Here is a 16,161-nt window from a genome sequence, read left to right as displayed (position 1 = left end):
AAGCGCTGAAGAAGCTCGAGCAGGAAGGGTTGATCGCACTGAAGTATGGCGCCATCGAAATTCCCGACGCCAAAGCCCTGTCCGATTGGATTGATGCTGCCAGGGCTGAGAGTTCTTCGTAGAAAGAGCGCTATTTAATAAGCGCCCGAACCAATGAATTCATTGATGCAATAGCTCGGAATTCTGTCGCAGAATTTGCTGCGTTTCTAAGTATGACCGCTTTGCGTTTCTAGGTTCGAAGCTTGCGAGCACAGCCTAACAATCGGCAAGGATCACTTTCGCACCGCAGAATGCTACTATAGATTGCATCTTTTCATTGAAAGCCCATCTCTTTACTATGCTTATGGAGTTATAGCTGAATATTATAAAGTAATGATATGCATAGATTGAGTGACTTTAATAGTTATTATTCACTATTAGAGTCTCGATTTAATACTTTAATTCACCTCTTGTTTGGACTGTTTTGCGTGTTTTATCGCAGAATAGAAAGTCTGACCCAAAATTTTTTGAACTAAGATCAAGAATGCCAAGTTCTTAGCATTCTTGACCGCACGGACAGCGTATCAACGCTCCCGAACCCTACCTTTTGCCCTCACCTAGTGCACCTATGTCGCGAGTAAGCTTCAGACCAGCTTCACAGAGGGAAGTCTCTTTTGGTTGCGCTGAAGGAGCCAGTTCGGAGCGCTGATGTCATACGAATCGATGAGTTTGCCTGATGGAGCACACCGCTCGCTACGCACGTTACTGACGGTATTTGCAGCCATACTGACCTTTGGGATTTTCGGTGCGCAAAGTGCAATGGCTACGCCAACACTTTCGCAGTCCTTTACACCAAGCACAATTTCGGTTGACGGAATATCGACGCTGATCTTTGAAATCGACAACTCAGCCAATGTTACGGCGGCAACATCGCTGTTTCTCACAAACAATCTTCCCGCCGGTGTTTTGAATTCATCGCCTTCCAACACGTCGCACAGCTGCGGTGGTACGTTGACGGCACCCCCTGGCTCAAGTGTGATCTCCTACACCGGCGGAAGCGTTGGCGCTGGTGCTACCTGTACAATTGCAGTCGATGTAACGTCCTCAATCGGTGGAAGTTTTCTCAACATATCCGGTGACTTAACGTCCAGCCTTGGCAATTCTGGTAACTCACAGGCCGTTCTGACAGTTGAAGCGCCTGAGATCGACGTGCAGACTTCGGGCGGAGCCTCAATTGCCAATAACGGAGCGGACGACCAGGGCAACCAAACCCTCGGCGTCCAGCAGGTAGTGACCTACACGGTCGTGAATACCGGCAGCACCACGCTTACGCTGTCGACGCTCGGTACTTCAGCGAACGATGTGAACTTGGATTCCGTCTCTGGTTTAGGCTCAGGCTCGTTGGCCAGCGGCGAGACATTGCCAATCACCCTTAGATATACTCCAGACACCCTGGGACCGTTTTCCATCATTTTATCTGTCGGCAGCAACGATGCTGATGAATCGCCCTATGTCATTGTGATCAGTGGAACTGGCGTCGGAACTCCGGAGATCGATGTTACATCTTCCTTAAGTGGCCCTATCGCCGATGGAGCAACTGAAAGCCTGGGCGTTATAGCAGTCGGTTCGCGGCAAACTCTGACTTACACGGTCGAAAACACCGGCAGTAGTCCACTCACGTTGATAGGAAGGTCACTCCAATTTACCACCTTCAATATTGGCTCAACGAACCTCCTCGGAACCAACACAACCCTGCTCCCCGGCGAGACGACAACCGTCGGCGTTGAATTCACTCCAACTTCTGCAGGTCCTTTGGACTTTGAACTCCGTTTCAGCAGTGACGATGCGGACGAAAGCCCGTACAACATCCTGATCTCTGGGACGGTTGTGGCGGCAAGTCCCGAGATCGATGTTTCGTCTTCCGAAAGCGGCGCGATCACCGATGGCGGAACCGATACCGTGTCCGGGGTGGCGGATGCTGGATCCGGCGCGAGCATCACCTATACGATCACCAACACCGGCACAGCTGATCTCAACCTCATGCCGGTGGCCGTCGCCAGCAATGTGACCAGCACGACAAACGTAACCGTGAACAGCTTCACCTTGAGTTCAACAACGGTGGCCAGCGGTGGCGGAAGCGCAACCCTGCAGGTGGACTACACTCCGACGACCGCCGGCGCTTTTGATTTCGACTTCAATCTCGCCAACGACGATGCAGACGAAAACCCGTTCAATGTGTCCGTCATCGGCGCGGCCGCCAGCACCGCCGCAGGGCTGACCGCGACAAGTGGATCCGGCCAGTCGGCCGAAGTGGGCGCGCAGTTCGGTGCACCTCTTGTCGCCACGGTCACCGATAGCAGCAACAATGGTGTTTCCGGGGTCGACGTGACATTTACCGCGCCGGCGACCGGGGCTTCGCTGACCTTCGCCAGCACCGGAACCAATACCGAAACGGTGACCACGGCAGCGGACGGGACGGCGACAAGTTCGGCACTGACGGCAAACTCAACGGCGTCCGATTTTTCGGGTGGTTCGTTGCGCGCCTATTCGGTGATCGCGAGCGCATCGGGCCTGACGACCGCCTCATTTTCGATGACCAACGGGCGGGATTCTGAAGCGGATATCCAGAAGACCCAGGAGGTGATTGCTTCCTTCGTCACGAACCGGGCAAATGCGATTGTGAACGGTCAACCCGACATCGTCTCCCGTCTGAGCAATGGGCCGTTCGGGCGTCAGCGCGGACAGAACGGGTTCGATTTCAACGTGACGCCCTACAGCCAGTCCGGAAACTTCCAGTTCTCTTACAGGGCCTTCCTGAACGCCATAACCGGCGAGCAAAAGAGCGAGGATCCGCTTGCGATCCTGAACGGTAGTGAACAGACAGGCGAATACGCATCTGGCTGGGATTTCTGGGCTCAGGGGACCTTCGCGGTCACCGACAACGATGGCAACGACAGCACCACCGGTCTTCTCTTCGCCGGGCTGGATTACCGTTTCCAGGATCGGGCTGTTGTCGGCTTGATGGGGCAGCTTGATATCACCGATGAAGACAACGATTCCGCCGGTACATCTGCCGAGGGTGTTGGCTGGATGGTCGGACCGTACGCCGCGCTGCGTGTGCACCAGAATTTCTATCTCGACGGGCTGCTGACCTATGGGCAGTCTGACAACACCGTCAACGCGCTCGGGCTTTTCGAAGATGATTTCCGCACGGAACGTTTCCTGCTGCAGGGCGGTTTGACCGGTGACTTCAAGCTGAATGAAACAACGCGGGTCAGTCCGTTTGCCCGCCTCACCTATTATTTCGAAGAGCAGGAAAGCTACACCGATACGCTCGGCCGTCTGATCCCGTCGCAGGACTTCGACCTGGGCCGCCTGGAGTTCGGACCGAAGGTCTCGTGGGATCTTCAGGCGAAGAACATGCTGTTCTCCCCTTTCCTGTCCGTCTCGGGGATCTACGACTTCAACAAACTGCTGGACGATATCCCGAGCGATGCCACGCTGATTTCTTCGGATGAAGACCTGCGGGCAAAGCTGGAAGCCGGTGCCGGGCTGTTCATTCCTGGCCGTGGGATCCGCGTTTCTGGTGAAGGTTATTTCGACGGCTTCGGCACCGATGACTTCCGCTCCTACGGCGGCACATTGAGCGTCAAGATACCGTTCTAGGCCCTCATGTAAGACGCCGTCACCAACTCGGTGGTATCTCGCGGCGGGAAGGCTAAACCAAGCCATGCAACGACTTGTGCAGGTGTAATTTACCCTCCCCGGCCCGGTCGATCATCGCGCGGAAGTATCCTCCTGGCGAGGTAATTTGCTCCGGATGCCGCAACGCCTTTTCAGCGACGACTGCCACACAGGCCGCGGCCAGATGTTTTCCCTGCCGTTCGATAGTATTTTGGGGTTTGCTCCTGTAGGGGGCAGGATAGTACCTAAGCTGGATTGGTTATCGTTTTGGCCACCTGTATTCGCCCGTGCGAAGGATATGTGCCCAACCGAGCGGGGAGACAACCGCCCCGGATAGCGAAAGACACAGAGTTGTAAGGCAAACCCAAATCGGTTGTGTGTCCGGCGGCGAGATCGAATGTGTTCGATGTCATCATCGGCCAGCGTTTAATGCCGCAGGAAGGTCGCTTCATCGGTTGGCAGATCAAACAGCGCCGCTCGCTGTCGATCGCTCAAAATCTGACATCTTGGAACATGACAATCACGAGCGAACTGTTGTCAGTCCGGAAATCGGAACTGGCAGATTTTGGTGCACGCAGATCAGCAACTCCTCCATCCAACTGTCCTTGTGTTTTTGTACGGAAGCCTGGTGAAGCATTACTCGGCTGTGGACCTGTTTAGGGATCTATGAAGCCAAGAGGAATGGTTTGGATGAATCTCAAGAACCATACCGGGACAGGGCAGCCGTTATCCTCGCCTCGTCATTCGGAGCGCCAGAAATCCACCAGATAGTCCCAGAAGAGTTTTGTCCGAAGAGGCATGTGGCGCATTGGCGGGCGCAGGGCGAAAAGTGAAAGCGGAAGCGCTTCCGCCAGATGAGAGAGTTGCACAAGCCGGCCCTCCCGAAGATCTTCTTCCACGATGATTTCGGGAACGAGCCCCACGCCCGCACCTGCAAGAAGGGCGGACCGGATCAGCTGACTGTTGTTCACCTTTACACAGGAGGGGGGCACAACATGCCGGGTCTGAGTTCCTTCCGTGAACTGCCATCTGTCTGAGGCCTGAAGGCCGCTATACACCAGACACCTATGTTGATGAATATCCTCAATTTTATCCAGTTTTGGAGAATTGCTTGCATAGTCAGGGGACGCGCACAGAACCTTTCGGATCTGGCGCAGTTTGCGGACGATGACCGTACTGTCCTTCAGGCTATGGGTCAGACGAAGAACTACATCGAAGCCGTCCCGCTGGACATCGACAAAGCGGTCATTGACTTCGATGTCCAGTTCCAGTTTGGGGTGGAGTTCCTGAAACCTTGCAATGAACGCACCCATCGGCTCCGTTGCAAGCACGACAGGCATGCTCAGGCGTATCGTGCCGCTGACCTGGGTGCTGCTGTCTCGCATCAGTTCATGGAGTTCCACCAGCTCTCGGTTCACCTTTGCTGCTGAGTGATAGCAGGTCGTACCGGCGTCGGTGAGGGACAGCGCGCGTGTCGAGCGCAGGAACAGTGTCACGCCCAGGTGCTTTTCCAACTGGGCGACAGTCTTGGCCACCCAGGCCGGGGAGAGCTTCAGCTCTCTTGCTGCTGCGGCGAAACTTCCGTTGTCCACCACTGCGGTGAACACTTTCAGACTCTCGGCAATATGGATCTTGCTCATGATTACCATATAAAATATAGCGTAATAAACATCAATTGATCATATTGCTTGATATTATGTTGTGCTGTCTTCTTTCCGGGAACTGATAGGAGACAATTCAGATGACTGACCTATTTTCGCCTGCCTCCATCGACGGCCTGACATTTGACAACCGGTGCCTGGTTGCCCCTATGACCCGGGTGAGCGGCACAGAGGAAGGGTTGGTGGGCCCTTTGATGAGAGACTATTACCGCGCATTCGGCACGGGTGGTTTTGCCGGCATCATCACGGAAGGTGTCTATACCGACAAGGCCCATAGCCAGTGCTATCGAAACCAGCCCGGGATCGTCGACAAAAGCCAGCAGGACAGCTGGAAACCCTTGATCGGTTCTGTTCGGGAGACCGGTGCCGTACTCATCATGCAGCTCATGCATGCCGGGGCGCTTTCACAGTTCAACCGGTATCGAACCCATGCTCGCGCACCGTCGGCAGTTACACCCCGCGGAGAGCAAATGTCGTTCTATCACGGGGAAGGACCTTATCCCACGCCGCAGGCAATGACTGCAGCGGACATCGAGGAAGCCGTCAGTGGTTTTGTCGAGGCGGGCATGCGAGCGCTCGATGCCGGTGCGAACGGCGTCGAAGTGCATGGTGCAAACGGCTATCTACTGGACCAGTTTCTGACCGATTACACCAACACGCGAAAAGATGCCTACGGAGGTGATGCAAAAGGTCGAGTGCGCCTGACCTGCGAAATTATTGAACGATTACGTGAGAAGCTTGGCTCGGCGGCCACAATCGGCGTGCGGATCTCGCAGGCCAAGGTCAACGACTACGAGCACAAATGGAAGGACGGGGCAGAGGACGCGGAGGTGATCTTCTCACGCTTGAAGGAAGCAGGAGCGAGCTACATCCATACAACGGAGTTCAATGCGGATGCGCCGGCATTTGAAACAGGACCGTCATTGGCACAGCACGCCCGAAGCATAAGCGGATTGCCCGTGATCGCTAATGGAAATCTCGATGTCCAGCGGGCGCAACAGGTGATTGCCGAAGGTGCGGCGGATATGGTTGCAATCGGTAAGGGCGCCCTGGCCGCTCAGGATTGGCCGCGGTATGCGCAGAACAACCTGCAGCCGCCGGCGTTCGATTTCGGCATGTTTTCTCCGTTTGCCGACTTGCAATCGGCCGCCGAATTCAGGGCCCGTCAGGCCAAGAGTGCCTGATTGACCGACAGTGGTTCATGCGTGAGATAATCCGGCATGACCGGTGAACTGAGAACAGACAGGGTTTTCAATCGCCGGCAGGTCCGGTCTCGCGCTCTTTGAAGATGAAGCTTGAGAGCGTTGGCGGCAACCGCAAGGTTGCCGTCGCGCAAAGCTGTTACGACCGCAAGATGTTCGCTGACCAGCAGTTCATTGTCCTGTCCAGAGCCGACTAGCGCTCTGAACATCTCGTTCACCGCTAGAACAAGAGAAGAAGCCCGCAAAGCTGAAAGCAGTTGTTCGTTCCGGCAGCCGGACAAAAGTTCGACATGCAATTCATGTTCGATTTCTGCGAGTTGAGTTTCATCCGCGTCCGTCGGGGACGTGGCGAGCCGATCAAGCCTTTGCCAGGCGGCCTCAACGTCTGCAACTGCAAGGTTTGGAACGCTCTGCGACAGGGCCACCGGCTCGAGAATAATTCTCATCTCGTAGTGGTTGCGTACTTCATGAGCGGACAGGGGACCGAGCACCCAGTTCGATTTTTCATTCTTGCGAACCAAACCGGTGCTGCGCAGCTGGGAAAGGGTTTCCCGGATGACGGTCCTGCTGACGTCGTAGGTTTCGCTAAGGTCGGCTTCGCTTATGCGGAACGGGCCGAAGGGCAGAGCTCGAACTAGCGCCTGCCGAAGCTGCGGCAGGATCTGATCCTGGCTCGAAATCGACCTTGGCGTCGGTTTGGCCGACGAGGCGTTGAAAAGCAGTGGCTCGATCGGTGCCCGGTTGGGGGAGAGCGTTGGATCGGAGCCGACCAGAAATCCCCTGCCGTTGAAGCGGCTGATTTTTTGCTGCTCGAAAAGGACGTTCAGCGCTTTTCTTATGGTCGTGCGGCTTGTGTTGAAGTGCCGGGCCAACGGGTCCTCCACCAACACCATTCCCGGCTGCAGGCGATCATCACCAATCGCTTCATCGATCGCTGCGGATATCGATAAGTATCTGGGAATCCTAGCCAAAATCAGCAGTTCCTTTTTGTCTTCAGCGCTGGCTTATCAAGAGCTGGTTGCCCTTAACTACCCAATTTTTTCGGCTGTCGTCAGCACCCTAATCGCGCGGAAGCGAAAAAAACAGTCTTTCCTTTTTCAAAAAATGATCTTATGAATACAAAAGAACATTAGGGAGGAAGAAATGGAAGCCGCACAATCTGTGTCTCGGGCAACAGAGCTCGAGAAAGGGTCGCACTTGATGGAGGAGGCGATCCTGCCAACCTGGCTGAACCAGCGTACGATCGGTGGTTTGGGTTACATCTGGATCTGGATAGGAATGGCGGTGATCATCGCCACATTTCAATTGGGAGCGGGCGGTGTCGCAGGGTTGCCCCTGGCGACCGTGATCGTCACGATCTTCCTGGCAAACCTGACGCTCGGACTTGTCATGGCCTTGACCGCGGACATCGGCACTGAGCACGGTCTTAGTTTTGCGGTCTATCTTCGCGCACCCTTCGGTACAGTGGGGACGCATCTGCCCTCGGTGACGAGGGGGATCGTCGCGGCAGCCTGGTTCGGCATTCAGACTTATCTCGGTGCGTTGGCCCTCAACGGTATCGTTTCTTACCTCACCGGCTTTGATAACTGGATCGTCTGGTACGCGGTCTTCGGCATTGTTCAGATCATCAACACGGCAATGGGTATGCGTGCGGTGCAGGTTCTGGCCAGCATTGCCGCACCGGCCATCATCGCGATCTCGATCTGGATGTTCTTCACGCTGGAAAATCTGGCAACCGCCAGCGGTAACGATATCTGGTCGTTCGCCGGTGATGCGAACATGAGTGTCCTTGCCCTGTTTGTCGCCAACATGGCCTTCTGGTCGGCGCTTGCCGTGGACATTCCCAACATCACCCGTTTTCTGAAAACCGAAGGGGGAGCCAGAAATTTTCTTCGCCGCAATCGAAACGTGTTTGCCGCCCAGTTTATTGCTTTGCCCGTCGCCCAGAGCTGGATCGCACTGATCGGTGCCGTCTCCTTCATAGCAACAGGCGATTGGAACCCGATTACGGTCATTCAGGGGCAGGGAACCGGGCTGACGCTTGTCGTGTTGTTGTTGATGGTCATTCTGGCCCAGTGGTCCACCAACACGAGTGCCAATCTCATTCCGGCGGCACTGACTTTCGTGAATGCCGGTGCGCCGCGCCTCAACTATGCGTGGGGCATCGTGATTGCCGGTGTTGTCGGAACGCTGGCGATGCCCTGGCTGATCCTCAATCACCTCTTCACTTATCTGGGACTGTACGGCGCGATGTTGTCTGCGGTCGGCGGGATCATGGTCTGCGACTATTTTCTCATCAGAGGTCGCCGACTGAATGTGCCTGACCTTTATCGTGAGGATGGTCAATTCAAATATGCCGGAGGCTGGAATCCGGCAGGACTGATCGCATGGATTGCCGGCGGTGGTTTGGCGCTGGTCTTCCTCGACTATGCCTATGTCGTCGGGTTTCCGTCTGCGCTGATTATCTACTTTGTCCTGATGAAAGTCTGGATCCTGCCAAGCTATCCGCAAGCGGAAGTCGTCGATCCGAACGACAGCGAGTACCTCGCGACCTCGGTGAACAAGAATTGGGTCTTCACCCCGGGAACCGGCATGCAACGTCTGGAGACGGACAAGATTCCGGAAGCTTCTCTCAAGCGAGAAGATCTCTAGCGGAAATGCTGCGGGCGCCACCGGCGCCCGCCTACGGGGACATCAATCATGACCAACATTTCTTTGGCCAGGAGACCGGTTCTGTCTGGTCGATCGTCGGGTGCTGCCGTGCAGCGAGTCATTGAGAAGATCGCACAACTGAAAAAGCCTTGCCATGCACCTTCAGTTATCTCAGTGACCGCGTCCAACGCGCTGTTGCAGGCCGAAACAGTGGACTACCGGCAAGCCACCGGTCTCTCGCCCAGGCCACTTGAAGGCATGTGCGTTGGCTGGAAGGACATCATTGACCAGGAAGGGGAAGTAACGACCCTGGGATCGGCTCTGCGCAAGGACGCCGAGTGTGCAACCGACGATGCCCCGATCGTCAGGAAAATGGAGCAGGCCGGCGCAATCTCGCTGGCTCGTACCAACCTGTCCGAGCTCGCTTTTTCGGGGCTTGGCATCAATCCGCATTTCGGCACGCCGCCATCGGCTCTTTCACAGGGAATACCGTTGCTGCCCGGAGGTTCATCTTCCGGCTCCGCCGTCCTTGTCGCAAAAGGCATCGTGGATATCGGGATGGGTACGGACACTTCCGGCTCGGTGCGCGTTCCGGCCGCTCTCAATGGCATCTATGGCTTCCGTCCCAGCACGGCACGATATTGCCGAAAGGGTGTTCATGCCTTGTCCGAAACGCTCGATACGGTCGGCGTGCTGGCAAATTCAGTTGAAAGGATTATTGCCACCGACGCGGTGCTTGCGGATGTGCGGGGCGCCCCGGTCAGCTCCGGGCAACACGAGCTGCTCGATGTTTCCGATGCCCTCGGCCCGCACTGGCAGAAAGAGGTTTTCACTCCTTATCGCCATGCTCTCGACACTGCGCGACGCAACGGATGGACGGTCCGAAGGTTCCGATTGCGGGCCGCCCAAGAAATCAGATCTCTGCTTCAAGCCCGTGGTCCGCTGGTCGCGATAGAGGCCCGCAGACGCTATGAGGCTCTTGCAACCGGTCCTGAAGCCTCGCGTCTCGATCCCCTGGTGCGCAGGCGGATCGTCGAAGCTCCGGTTCTCAGCGACAGGGATTATCAGCAATATCTTTCCAGGCGAGCGGAACTTGTCGGTGCGGTGCGTGAAGAAATCGGTGACGCGCTGATCGCACATCCCACCGTGCCGGCACTTCGTCTGCCGTTCGACCGAACCCGCGACAGCAATGCTACCGCCCGGCTCAACACCGACATTCTTGCGGCGACAATGATCGGAAGTCTCCTGGATCTTCCAGGTCTTGCCATTCCTTTAACCGGAAACCGAGGCCGCATCGAAAGCTCGCTCCTTCTGTCAGCGGCTTCCGGCTGTGATGGAGCGCTGCTGGTGCAAGGCAGCCGTCTCGCAGCACTTCTTTCAAATCAACTCAAGACAAACGATGGAGAGTGAAATGCCCAAAGAAATCCTGATTGCCTATGGCGTGGATGTGGATGCGGTTGCCGGCTGGCTCGGTTCATATGGTGGAGAAGACTCCCCTGACGACATTTCCCGGGGAATGTTTGCCGGTGAGGTCGGGTCGCCCCGTCTTTTGCGCCTGTTTGAAAAATACGACCTCAGGACAACCTGGTTCATTCCGGGGCATTCGCTCGAAACGTTTCCCGACGAAATGAAGGCAGTGGCAGATGCCGGGCACGAAATCGGTATTCACGGATACAGTCACGAAAACCCGATTGCGATGACGCGTGAACAGGAAACCGCCATCCTCGATAAGTCCATCAAGCTTGTGGAGGATCTCACGGGACGCCGTCCGACCGGCTATGTCGCCCCCTGGTGGGAGTTCTCGAATGTTACAAACGAACTTCTGCTTGAACGAGGGATCAAATATGATCACTCCCTTATGCATAACGACTTCCACCCGTACAGGGTGAGAGTTGGCGACAGCTGGACAAAGATCAACTATTCGGAACACCCCGATACCTGGATGAAACCGCTTGAACGCGGCAGCGAAACGCCATTGATCGAGATCCCGGCCAACTGGTATCTCGACGACCTTCCTCCGATGATGTTTGTCAAAAAGTCTCCCAACAGCCACGGGTTCGTGAACCCAAGGGACATCGAGCAAATGTGGAAGGACCAGTTCGACTACGTCTACCGTGAAAACGACTATGCGGTCTTTACCATGACGGTCCATCCAGACGTTTCAGGCCGGCCGCAGGTGCTGCTGATGCATGAGCGGCTCATTGAATACTTCAACAGCCATGAAGGTGTTCGCTGGGTGACGTTCGACGAAATCGCTGACGATTTCGATCGCCGCTTCCCGTTCTCGTGAAGTCATCGAGAAAGAAACCAATACGCCGGGGAGGATGAACTCATGTGCGGTCTTTGTGGCCTGTTTGGGAGCGATGATCACTGGACGGCCACTCAACCGGGCCACGTTGCCGCCAGCGCGGATCCGGTTCAAAGGCGAAAGTCGCGGCAGGAGCTTGCTTCTGCCGTCAACACCCTGCTCGCAGCAAGACGCATCACGGTCCGTGACTGGCAGGGCCAGAACTTCGTTCTGACGGGACCGACCGGCCATCAAGTCATTGTCGACACCATCAGTGATATCTGGGCAGCCCTTGAAACCGGATTGGGTGGCGTTTTCGATCCGCTGTCAGTCGAAAACATAGAAGGCCGCAGGCGGCCGGAGGGAGCAGCAACATGACATCTGTTCCGCTCATCCTTTTGTCCGGCTTTCTTGGCGCGGGTAAAACCACCTGGCTGCGCAATCTTCTTCAGCAGGATGCTGGCGAGCGGATTGCGGTTCTCATCAACGAATTCGGCGAAGTTGGTATTGATCATCTCCTGGTGGAGCCGATTGCCCCGGATACGGTATTGCTGGATTCAGGCTGTATCTGTTGCCAGATCAGAGGTGAACTCAAGGATGCCATTCTAATGCTGCTCAGCCGGGTGGAGAGGGGAGAAATTCCCAGGTTCGAACGCATTGTTGTCGAGACTACCGGTTTGGCAGATCCGGCACAGATCCAGTCAACATTCCTGTTCGATCCGGTTTTGCGGCATCAGGTCGTGCTTGAACAGGTTCTGGTTGTTGTCGACGCGTTGAATTGCGTGAATGTTCACGCCCATCAGCCCGAATGGGCTCCTCAGGTTGCAGCCGCTGACACGATTTTGATCTCCAAAACCGGTCTTCTGTCCGAGGACAAACTGCCAGATCTCCGGGAAAAGTTGACTGCGATCAATCCGTTTGCGAAGCAACAGCGGACCGAGGAGTTAATTTCATTGGAGGAGTTGACAGGTGAGCAAAGGAAAAGCCCGGCCTTCGCCTGTGCACCTGTGCCTTCCGGGGAAGTGGCAAGCGCGGCGACATTAAGTCTGACGCTCGAAGAGGAAATCGACTGGACAACGTTCGTGATCTGGCTCGCCGCACTGGTGCATTGTCATGGCCAGAATCTCTTGCGGGTCAAATGCCTGCTCAATACAACTACGCTCGGACAAGTGTTGATCGATGGTGTCGGACATACGTTGCACCCTCCACAGCATCCAAGCACGTCCATGTCTACTAGTGAACCGTCGCGTCTCGTGTTCATTTCTCGCGGTCTCGACCTGGAAAAACTGCAAGAATCTTTTGAGGCTTTTGTGAACAGGGGAAGTAAAAATTGGGCGCGACGTCAATGACAGACAGCAAGACGCTGCAAATGTCCGCCGTGCACACTGACGCGAATGAACTGAAGGTGCTCGGAACGGATGTCACTCTGATTGCCCCGCTGCGAACACTTGCCGAGGCCGATCTGGGGATCCGGCTGAATTTTACGGTACTTGACGGCATCGAGGCCCAGCGACGAGGCGCGCTGCAACCCGATAGTTTCGACATTTATGATCAATGGTTTCACGATCTGGATCTGGTATGGCCGGCCCGATCGTTGAAACCAATCGATGTAACCCGCATAGACCGCTGGTCCGAGGTGCTCGATCTGCCGGTTTTCTCTTCCGGGAACGAAAGTGATGAACTGGGTAGCAACCCGCGTGATCTTCTCTTCGTACAGGCAGACGGTGAACTGAATCACGTTCAAAGCGACAGCATTTCGATGCTCCCGACTGTTTATAATGCCGACAGCTTCGCAGTGATAGGAGCTGGTGCGCAGGCGAAGCCGGAAAGCTGGGCTGATTTGCTCTCAAGTGAGTGGTGCGGACGTGTGGCAATTCAGGCAGATGCCGCAATCGGTGTGTTGGATCTGCTCTTGGCCATGCAGGCGGGAAATCAGTTCCAAGCCCAGGACATCGGCAACCTCGATCTGGCAGAAATCGAACAGTTCATACGCCTCGTTCGTCAAAGCCAGCTCCGGGGACAGTTCTATGGATTTTGGACCGACGCGGTACCGGTACTCGGTGCAGAACAGCCTCCGATCCTGTCCACCATGTGGTGGGCTAACTTCCTTGCGCTGCGGGCTCGCGGCGTTCAGGTTGAAATGTGTACGCCCGTGGAAGGCTATCGCGGCTGGTTTGGAGGTATGGCCCTTTCCAGATGCTTGAGCGGACGCCAGATGGATATCGCCTATGAATATCTGAATTGGTGGCTGTCCGGAGGGCCGGGAGCACTCATGGCGAGAAACGGAGCCTATGCGGCAACACCGCAAGCAACACGCTCCGTTCTTTCACCTGCTGAATGGGACTTCTGGTATGAAGGCAAGGCTGCCACTTGTGACATGAAGGACCCATTTGGAAATGTGGTTTTCCGTAAAGGCGAGTGCAGGGAAGGCGGGGCAAGTGCGGCCCGCCTGTCGCGTATCGTGACTTGGAACTCGGTGATGGACGAGCACAACCTGCTTGTAAGGTTATGGGAAGCGATAACAAGAGAGGGACAACTGTAGTTGTTCGCCCAAACCAAACGTTGGATGATGACAAATCACCCGGATCTGACGGCTGTCGCCCAAAGCTCCAATCGATCATGAGACCTTTGGTAATGACTGCGCCGTTCGGTTCATCAGTGCGTAAATACGTGTCGTGGAACTGCCGACCCGCTTAGCTGCTCCCGGTGTCGTGACGATGCGCGTTTGGTCGATGGTGGTTGGTGAAGAGGCTCCAGGGAGTTGCCTTTACCAGTCTTGCCCATAGTCATTTTCGATGTCGCGATACATCGTGTGAATATGGTTTGTCGGATCGCCGCCTTCCGCAGCCCCACCACGTAGGTCATTCGCGAATTCGATGATGATTGAGGGCCCTTGAATTCTGTAGGAGATGTCCTTTCCTTGTTCGGTAGAGCCACTCCAGGAAAAAGTTGTGCTGTCGATTGTGTCGAGAAATCTCAGCCGGGTCGCACGTGCGTGAGGAGGCGGCATAACATCCAACCACTGCGAAGCGAGGGCGAGCAGAAGTCCGGTCTGGGTACCATTCAGGGCTTCGGCGTTCAGTCCGTCCTGGGCAGGAACGACGCCGTCTTTTCCGGGACCTGTCTGGATTTCACCCCGGGTATCTGAGACCACCGCGTCGGCCCGCTGTTCATCGGTCAGGCTATCAAGGAACTGGTAGGCAAGATCGACTTCTCCAGCCATTGGTGCGAGCTTCGTGCCGGCCACCGTGAATTCCTTGGGATAGGTTCCAATGAAGCTGGGGGACATTGAGTAGTGCTCCCCTTCCAAAGTGAAATTCAGAGCAATGTGGTGCCCGTCCAGTTGCACCCCCCATCGCGATGTCTCCGACGGGTCTCCGAACAGAGACACGCGGAACGCTTCGATTCCCACCCCGGTGTTCGGCTCCCCATCGATTACCGAGCGCAGGTCATCACCTTGCATGATTGAACGAATTTTCTCGAACCCATAGCCGGACAGCAAGGACGCCAGCAAATCGCAAAAGCCCTGCATCTGCTCGGTTTCAAGATCACCAAGCCGCAGACCGCCAACATCACCGCGTGCCGGAACATTGGTCCACTCATATCGTTCCGGACTGTCCAGTTCGTATTGAGCTAGCTGTCTCTGTTCTTCGGTCAAGATCTTCAGGAAGCCGTTGGCGGATGCCGCCATCGCAGCAGGGGTGTGCTCTGGAGACGATGGCGCGCAAGATGCAAGTGAAGCAGCTCCATGGGATTTGTAATTCTCATTGTGAGCAAGAGCGGCAGTGCTCATCAAGGTTCCTGCAAAGGCTGCAAGGCTCACGATCGATATAGGCTTCATGTTTTCCTCGCTTGACGATTGGTTCTTTGTCCGTGCGTCATTTGCTCAACTGTTTGCAGATCCGCTTGTTGCGGTTTTTCTGCAGCGCGTCAGCTTGTAGACCGAAGCGGGGGGCAAATTGGCACAGACGGTTCCAAGGCGTGCCGCCTTCAAGTTGAACTTGGAGAGCAAGGCGTCCGGGACAGGACATCGCCAGCCATAGGTGAACTGATAAATGCCACCCTCCGGCCGCAGATTGTCCAACGCTCCCTTCAGTATTTGCTCGACAATGTGTTTTGGCATTGAAAGCAACCCAAGCCCGCTAACGATGGCTCCCGCACCCTGTTCTCCAAAGAGGGTTCGTTGCGAAAGGATTTCAGCGCTTGCATGAAGAACCCGGGCAGAGGGAAAGCTCCGCTTGAGCTCGGTGGCAAAGCGCGCGCCCAATTCAACGAGGGCCAGGTCCCTTTCATCGATACCGTTTGCGATAAGTGCGCGGGTAAAAACGCCCGTGCCTGGCCCCAGCTCGATTACAGGAGCTGCATTGGCATCGATTTCCGATGTAATCAGACGGGCCAGGCGCTGACTTGAAGGAGTGATTGCGGCAACCCGCAATGGATCTGAAATCCATTCGCGCAGGAAGAACATCGTATGCTCACGAGGCTTTGGAATCCGAGAAGGCAGCAATCTCACGTTGTTTCTCGAAGAAAGACTTTGAGACGTTGTTTTGCCTGTGTGAGACATCGCTGCGCAGCTCCCCGATACACTTCGTCTCTTGCAGTAGCGCCCGAGTTTGAACGCGCTGGGCCGGGGCGCTCGATGGTGGGTGAGCGCGTTTTCCGGGCTTGAGGCCATTTGCTGAGCGCGCGCCCTCAT

The 16,161-nt window shown here is 55.7% G+C and carries 12 protein-coding genes and 2 pseudogenes; 8 read left to right on the top strand and 6 right to left on the bottom strand.

The annotated features are described in order from the left end of the window. The first annotated feature begins 687 nt into the window (after positions 1-687). On the top strand, positions 688-3,645 hold the full coding sequence (locus ABLQ08_RS32120; protein ID WP_352950859.1) for an autotransporter domain-containing protein: 2,958 nt from the start codon (positions 688-690) through the stop codon (positions 3,643-3,645). Between the two features lie 52 nt (positions 3,646-3,697). Here the strand turns inward: ABLQ08_RS32120 and repC are convergent. The 3 genes and pseudogenes from repC to ABLQ08_RS32105 all read right to left on the bottom strand — a co-directional run. After that, positions 3,698-3,862: pseudogene (gene repC / locus ABLQ08_RS32115) on the bottom strand (replication initiation protein RepC); the annotation flags it as partial. Positions 3,863-3,984: 122 nt separating this feature from the next. Next, positions 3,985-4,161, bottom strand: a pseudogene (locus tag ABLQ08_RS32110) (DUF4158 domain-containing protein); the annotation flags it as partial. Positions 4,162-4,403: 242 nt separating this feature from the next. Further along, a complete protein-coding gene (locus tag ABLQ08_RS32105; protein WP_352950858.1) occupies positions 4,404-5,303 on the bottom strand; it encodes a LysR family transcriptional regulator in 900 nt (299 codons plus the stop codon). Between the two features lie 101 nt (positions 5,304-5,404). Here ABLQ08_RS32105 and ABLQ08_RS32100 point away from each other — a divergent pair, with 101 nt between their 5' ends. Continuing rightward, complete coding sequence (locus tag ABLQ08_RS32100) at positions 5,405-6,508, top strand: NADH:flavin oxidoreductase (protein ID WP_352950857.1); 1,104 nt, start codon at positions 5,405-5,407, stop codon at positions 6,506-6,508. Here ABLQ08_RS32100 and ABLQ08_RS32095 read toward each other — a convergent pair. Further along, a complete protein-coding gene (locus ABLQ08_RS32095; protein WP_352950856.1) occupies positions 6,490-7,497 on the bottom strand; it encodes a GntR family transcriptional regulator in 1,008 nt (335 codons plus the stop codon). The two genes, ABLQ08_RS32100 and ABLQ08_RS32095, sit on opposite strands and share 19 nt — an antisense overlap. A gap of 172 nt (positions 7,498-7,669) precedes the next feature. Between ABLQ08_RS32095 and ABLQ08_RS32090 the strand changes: the two genes are divergently transcribed. Genes ABLQ08_RS32090 through ABLQ08_RS32065 form a run of 6 tightly spaced genes read left to right on the top strand, consistent with a single transcriptional unit; the run spans position 7,670 to position 14,007 of the window. Then, positions 7,670-9,178: an NCS1 family transporter gene (locus ABLQ08_RS32090; protein WP_352950855.1), complete on the top strand. Its 1,509-nt coding sequence runs from the start codon at positions 7,670-7,672 to the stop codon at positions 9,176-9,178. Positions 9,179-9,226: 48 nt separating this feature from the next. Then, entirely contained in the window at positions 9,227-10,588 is a 1,362-nt protein-coding gene (locus ABLQ08_RS32085) for an amidase family protein (RefSeq protein ID WP_352950854.1), read from the top strand. A 1-nt stretch (position 10,589) separates the two neighbouring features. Next, complete coding sequence (locus ABLQ08_RS32080) at positions 10,590-11,468, top strand: polysaccharide deacetylase family protein (RefSeq protein WP_352950853.1); 879 nt, start codon at positions 10,590-10,592, stop codon at positions 11,466-11,468. Between the two features lie 42 nt (positions 11,469-11,510). Further along, on the top strand, positions 11,511-11,843 hold the full coding sequence (locus ABLQ08_RS32075; RefSeq protein ID WP_352950852.1) for a hypothetical protein: 333 nt from the start codon (positions 11,511-11,513) through the stop codon (positions 11,841-11,843). Continuing rightward, entirely contained in the window at positions 11,840-12,814 is a 975-nt protein-coding gene (locus ABLQ08_RS32070; protein WP_352950851.1) for a CobW family GTP-binding protein, read from the top strand. Before ABLQ08_RS32075 ends, ABLQ08_RS32070 begins: the two co-directional genes overlap by 4 nt. Continuing rightward, a complete protein-coding gene (locus ABLQ08_RS32065) occupies positions 12,811-14,007 on the top strand; it encodes an ABC transporter substrate-binding protein (RefSeq protein WP_352950850.1) in 1,197 nt (398 codons plus the stop codon). The genes ABLQ08_RS32070 and ABLQ08_RS32065 overlap by 4 nt, the downstream gene beginning before the upstream one ends. Positions 14,008-14,232: 225 nt before the next feature. Here ABLQ08_RS32065 and ABLQ08_RS32060 read toward each other — a convergent pair whose 3' ends face one another. Both ABLQ08_RS32060 and ABLQ08_RS32055 read right to left on the bottom strand, forming a co-directional pair. Continuing rightward, a complete protein-coding gene (locus ABLQ08_RS32060) occupies positions 14,233-15,306 on the bottom strand; it encodes a DUF3500 domain-containing protein (protein WP_352950849.1) in 1,074 nt (357 codons plus the stop codon). A 45-nt stretch (positions 15,307-15,351) separates the two neighbouring features. Further along, complete coding sequence (locus ABLQ08_RS32055) at positions 15,352-15,933, bottom strand: class I SAM-dependent methyltransferase (protein WP_352950848.1); 582 nt, start codon at positions 15,931-15,933, stop codon at positions 15,352-15,354. Positions 15,934-16,161: the final 228 nt, after the last annotated feature.

The organism is Roseibium sp. SCP14, from assembly GCF_040329475.1.
Lineage (GTDB): Bacteria > Pseudomonadota > Alphaproteobacteria > Rhizobiales > Stappiaceae > Roseibium.
This window is presented reverse-complemented; position numbering and strand designations above follow the sequence as displayed.